The following is a 5,024-nucleotide window of genomic DNA, read 5'->3' on the forward strand; positions in this document are numbered from 1 at the left end:
TGACCAAATATAGTAAATTAAATATGTGCAATTTTGAAAGAACAAAGTTCTTTTAAACATCTGGTGATGATGCTCTTTAGGGTAACACCCGTTTTCCATTCCGAACACGAAGGTTAAGCCTATAGAGGCCGATGGTACTGCACGGGAGACTGTGTGGGAGAGTAGGTGGTTGCCAGGTCTTATGATTTGCTAGCTCAGTCGGTAGAGCACGTGACTTTTAATCACGGTGTCCAGGGTTCGATTCCCTGGCAGATCACCAAAACCTCTCTAAGTTTAGAGAGGTTTTTTTTATTTTAAAATGTATTTTATAATGTTGATTGACTAGAATTTATTTTAATTCTAGTCAATTTCTATATTAGTAAAAATAATTTTTTTAATATATAATTATATATGTAATTTAAATATATCTTATATAATATTTAAATTAAAAATAATTTATTTTATTAGCAAAGTTAGTAGTATAGGGGAGAATATTATGGTGAGAAATACTGAAAAAGAGTATGAGGTTAAGAAGGCTTTTAATAATAATATAGTTTTAGTTGATGATAGTGATAAAGAAATTATACTATTTGCTAAGGGAATAGGTTTTAACTATAAAAGAGGAGCTATAATTCCTAAAAATACAAAAATAGAAAAGATATTTACAATACAAGATGAACATAATATTGCTAATTTTAGAAGAGTTATAGGAAGTAATAAAGAAGAATTTATAGCATTTTGTGAAGAATTAATCTTAGAGATGTCTAAAGATTTTGATGAGGAATTAAATGAAATTATACATATAGGTTTAATAGATCATATTTCTTTTGCTATTGAAAGAATGAAAAAAGGAGATATATTAAGAAATCCTTTTTTAGTTGAAATTGAAATTTTATACCCTAAGGAATTTGAAGCTGCAAGTAAAATGGTTAAGAAACTTCAAGAGTTTACTGGAGTTAATATAGTTGATGATGAAATTGGATTTATTGCTATGCACATACATTCTGCAAGAAGTACAGGTAAATTATCTAACTCTATGAAATTTACTTATATAGCTAATACTGCAGTTGAATGTATTGAAGATGATTTTAATATAGAAGTAGATAGAACATCATTATCTTATGCTAGGTTTATAAGTCATTTAAGATTTGCTATAGAGAGACTTTTAAATAATACGCCAATAAAAAATGAGTTGCTTTCAGTTATAAAATTAAAATATAAAGAATCTTTTGAAGTAGCTAAAGAAATTGGAATAGCTATAAAAGAAGAGTTTTCTAAAGATGTTCCAGAGGATGAAATTGGATATTTAGCTATGCATGTAGAAAGACTTAGAAGAAAAGAATAAAAAAACAAGCTGACAAAATTGTCAGCTTGTTTTTTATTTAACTTTATAAGTTAAAACAGTATCTACACCAGCAGTAACTGATTCACCTACAACAGGTTTCATATCTTTAACCACATCAGGATTTGTTATTAATACAGGTGTATGTAATTTTAATCCTTTACCTAGTATGAAATCTCTATCTATTTTTAATATTGGTGTACCAGCTTTAACTTGTTGACCAGGTTCCACTAATCTTTCAAAACCTTCTCCGTTTAAAGAAACTGTATCTATACCTACATGAACTAAAAGTTCAACTCCATTACTTAAAGTCATAGCGAAAGCATGATTAGTTTTAAATACTAAGGATAACTCACCATCAGCAGGAGCCATTATAGTATCTCCAGCTAATTCAATTGCAACACCATCTCCAGCCATCTTTTCAGCAAAAACTTGGTCTGGTACTTCTGATAAATCAATAGTTTTTCCAGTTGCAGGAGCAACTAATTTTAATTCTTTTTTAAATAATCCAAACATATTTATTTTCTTAGCTTATGAAATAAGATAAGAAATTCACATCCTTTCCAATATAGTATAATAAAATATAAAAAAAAGGCATAAGTTCTCCTAAACTTATGCCTGATTTAACAGTAACATGTTATGCTTACATTATATATTTTTTGATTTTATAAGTCAATACCATATTTATACAATTAGTGGTTAATTTTATTTTAATTGAATTTACATTTAATTATAAAAAAATTATTAATGTTTAAAATTTAATCTTTACTAATTTTATTTGACACTATAATTAAGATATAGTAATATTTAAAAGTCAACAGTAAATTTATTAATATTTAAAAAATATTTAAGCGTGTAACCATAATTTTGGGCATTAGCTGAAAAGAATATAAAAAAATTCTTTTCAGCTTTTTTTATATCATAAATAAATAGAAGATAAATAAAGCACAAAATAATTAAGAAAAAATATTTTAAAATTTATTAGAAGCTTGCTTATTTTTTAATTATTAATATTACTTTTGATGCTTTAGAACTAATTTTTAAGGTAAAAAAGCATAAACTAATGAAAAAATAAGGAGGAATAAACAAATGATTAAAAGTGGTTCAAAAGTTTTAGGATTTCTTCAAAGTATAGGTAAATCCTTAATGGTACCAATAGCTGTAATGCCTGCTTTAGGACTTTTACTAAGACTTGGTGATAAGGATTTACTTAATGTATCTTGGCTTACTGCTGCTGGTGGAGCGGCTTTTGGCAACAATATGGCAATGCTTTTTGCAGTAGGCATAGGTTTTGGGCTTTCTCATGAAAATAATGGAGTTGGAGGATTAGCAGGACTTTTAGGGTTCTTAGTTATGAAAAATGTTGCAACTTCTTTTGACCCAAGTATCAATATGGGAGCTTTTGGAGGTGTTGTAGCTGGAGTTACAGGAGGACTTTTATATAATAAATTTAAAGATATTAAAGTACCTCAGTTTTTAGGATTTTTTGGAGGAAAAAGATTTGTTCCAATAATAACTTCTTTTGTATGTCTTATTTTAGGAGTATTTTTTGGATATACATGGCCTTTATTTCAATCAGGATTAGATGGCTTTGCTAATATAATGGTAAAAGCAGGTGCTCTTGGAGCTGCAGTATATGGAATATTAAATAGATTATTAATTCCAATAGGGCTTCATCATGTAATGAATTCTGTTATATGGTTTCAATTAGGAAGTTTTAAAGATGCAGCATCAGGTCAAATTGCAACAGGAGATATTACAAGATTTTTAGCTGGAGACCCTACAGCAGGAGTTTATACAGCAGGATTCTATCCAATTATGATGTTTGGGCTTCCTGCCGCATGTTTAGCAATGTATGTATGTGCTAAAAAGAAAAATAAAGCAGTAGTTGGAGGTATGTTTTTATCATTGGCTTTAACAGCTATAATAACTGGTATAACAGAACCTATAGAATTTGCTTTTATGTTTTTGTCTCCAATACTTTATGTTATACATGCAATACTAACTGGAATATCTTTAGCAGTAGCATATGCTTTAAACATACATCTAGCCTTTAGTTTCTCAGGTGGGCTTATTGATTATATTTTATACTATGGTAAAGGACAAAATCAGTTAATTTTATTATTAATGGGAATTGTAGTTTTTATTATTTATTATTTTTTATTTATTTTCTTTATTAAGAAATTTAATCTTAAAACTCCAGGTAGAGAAGATGATTTTGATGATAACAATGAAGAAGATAGAAGTTATATAAAAAAGGCATCAAAGGAAGAAAATAATCCAGCTAAGGGAGGAACTTTAGCTGAAAAAGCAGAGGTTGTTTTAGAGGCTCTTGGAGGAAAAGAAAATATAGAAGTTTTAGATAACTGCATAACAAGATTAAGGCTAACTTTAAAAGATGCATCTAAAATAGATGAGGTTACTTTAAAAAAAGCAGGGGCTAGTGGAATTATGAAATTAGATAATAAACATGTTCAAGTAATTATGGGAACATTAGCAGATCCTTTAGCAAGTCAAATGAAAAATTTATTATAAACATAAAAAGCTATAAACTATTTTAGTTTATAGCTTTTTACTATATATTTAACAATAAAAATAAGTCATCTATTGTTAATTTAGACATAGAAATTAGTATAAGATTATTAAGAAGAAAATATGCAAATTTCTCAGAGGATATAGCAGGATGAATTTCCCCTTTTTCTATATGAAGATTGATTAAATCTTCTAATATTTTATAAATAGGTTCTATAACATAATGATGTTTAGAACTATGATTAGCCATCTCTGAAAAAATAAGTCTATGATTTTTAAGAAAATCATTCATATTATCTGAAATAATAATCATTTTTTCTTTGAAAGAAATATCTTGTCTTATTATTTCGCTAGAAACAGATAAAACTGTATTCCAATCATTAGATAAAATATCAACAACAAGTTGTTCCTTGTTTTTAAAATAGTTATAGAAGGTTCCAGTACCTATGTTACACTCTTTAGTTATATTTCTTATATTTAAATCTAAATATCCATTAGAAAGTAGTTGCCTTTTTCCTTCTTTCAATAAATCTTCTTTTACATTTTTTATAATTTTAGGCATAAGAAGGCCTCCTTTTAAAGAACTATATAGAAATTATAGTATTTACAATTAGTAAATTCAAATTAAGCAATTTTTAAATGGTAATAAAATTTAATATATTTATAAAATAAATAAAGTATTATTCAAATTTAATGATTTGAATATTTAAAATATACTATTATTTTTAAAATAAAAAGTATTTTTTGCATAAAATAAAAAGAATATTTTAAATAATACATCGTAAATAAGAATATTTCAAGGAATATTAAGGAAAAAAGCAAATAAAACTTTACCAGGTGTATCAATATGAGAATAATAGAGTAAAAAGATAAAAAATAAAGATTAATAAAAATAATTTAACTATTTAAACAAATAAGTTATGACTTATATTAATTAACATGGTAAGATAAATCTCGTCGCTAAGAGATGCGGAAACAACTTAACAAAATAAATTAAAAGTTTTGAAAAAAAGTTGTTGACAAAGTTTCAAAGTGATGTTAAACTAAAAAAGTCGCTTGAGGGCGACGAAGAAATGGTCTTTGAAAATTAAACAGAAGATATTAACATAAACCAGCAATTCTTTTATAAGTAATATGAGTATAGATTAAACTTTTAAATTGAGAGTTTGAT

4 protein-coding genes, 1 tRNA gene and 1 rRNA gene are annotated in these 5,024 nt (G+C 26.5%); 4 read left to right on the plus strand and 2 right to left on the minus strand.

The genetic code is table 11. From position 1 onward, the window contains the following. Positions 1–59: 59 nt before the first annotated feature. The 3 genes from rrf (at position 60) to AC4FRL_RS11550 (ending at position 1,324) form a co-directional block, all read left to right on the plus strand. A 5S ribosomal RNA gene (gene rrf / locus AC4FRL_RS11540) occupies positions 60–178 on the plus strand. A 5-nt stretch (positions 179–183) separates the two neighbouring features. Continuing rightward, positions 184–259: transfer RNA gene (locus tag AC4FRL_RS11545), tRNA-Lys, on the plus strand. A 216-nt stretch (positions 260–475) separates the two neighbouring features. After that, positions 476–1,324, plus strand: a complete 849-nt coding sequence (locus tag AC4FRL_RS11550; RefSeq protein ID WP_491140395.1) for a PRD domain-containing protein — start codon at positions 476–478, stop codon at positions 1,322–1,324. A 33-nt stretch (positions 1,325–1,357) separates the two neighbouring features. Here AC4FRL_RS11550 and AC4FRL_RS11555 read toward each other — a convergent pair whose 3' ends face one another. Beyond that, on the minus strand, positions 1,358–1,837 hold the full coding sequence (locus AC4FRL_RS11555) for a PTS sugar transporter subunit IIA (protein WP_491140396.1): 480 nt from the start codon (positions 1,835–1,837) through the stop codon (positions 1,358–1,360). Positions 1,838–2,410: 573 nt separating this feature from the next. Between AC4FRL_RS11555 and nagE the strand changes: the two genes are divergently transcribed. Next, entirely contained in the window at positions 2,411–3,856 is a 1,446-nt protein-coding gene (nagE, locus tag AC4FRL_RS11560; protein WP_491140397.1) for an N-acetylglucosamine-specific PTS transporter subunit IIBC, read from the plus strand. Positions 3,857–3,896: 40 nt separating this feature from the next. Here nagE and AC4FRL_RS11565 read toward each other — a convergent pair whose 3' ends face one another. Further along, a complete protein-coding gene (locus tag AC4FRL_RS11565) occupies positions 3,897–4,415 on the minus strand; it encodes a TetR/AcrR family transcriptional regulator (RefSeq protein WP_491140398.1) in 519 nt (172 codons plus the stop codon). Between the last annotated feature and the right edge of the window lie 609 nt (positions 4,416–5,024).

Source organism: Clostridium sp. TJA032, assembly GCF_058310275.1.

Coding starts and splice junctions, on each gene's coding strand:
- AC4FRL_RS11565 (WP_491140398.1), bottom strand. CDS start 4,415: ATGCCTAAAATTATAAAAAATGTAAAAGAAGATTTATTGAAAGAAGGA.
- AC4FRL_RS11555 (WP_491140396.1), bottom strand. CDS start 1,837: ATGTTTGGATTATTTAAAAAAGAATTAAAATTAGTTGCTCCTGCAACT.
- AC4FRL_RS11550 (WP_491140395.1), top strand. CDS start 476: ATGGTGAGAAATACTGAAAAAGAGTATGAGGTTAAGAAGGCTTTTAAT.
- nagE (WP_491140397.1), top strand. CDS start 2,411: ATGATTAAAAGTGGTTCAAAAGTTTTAGGATTTCTTCAAAGTATAGGT.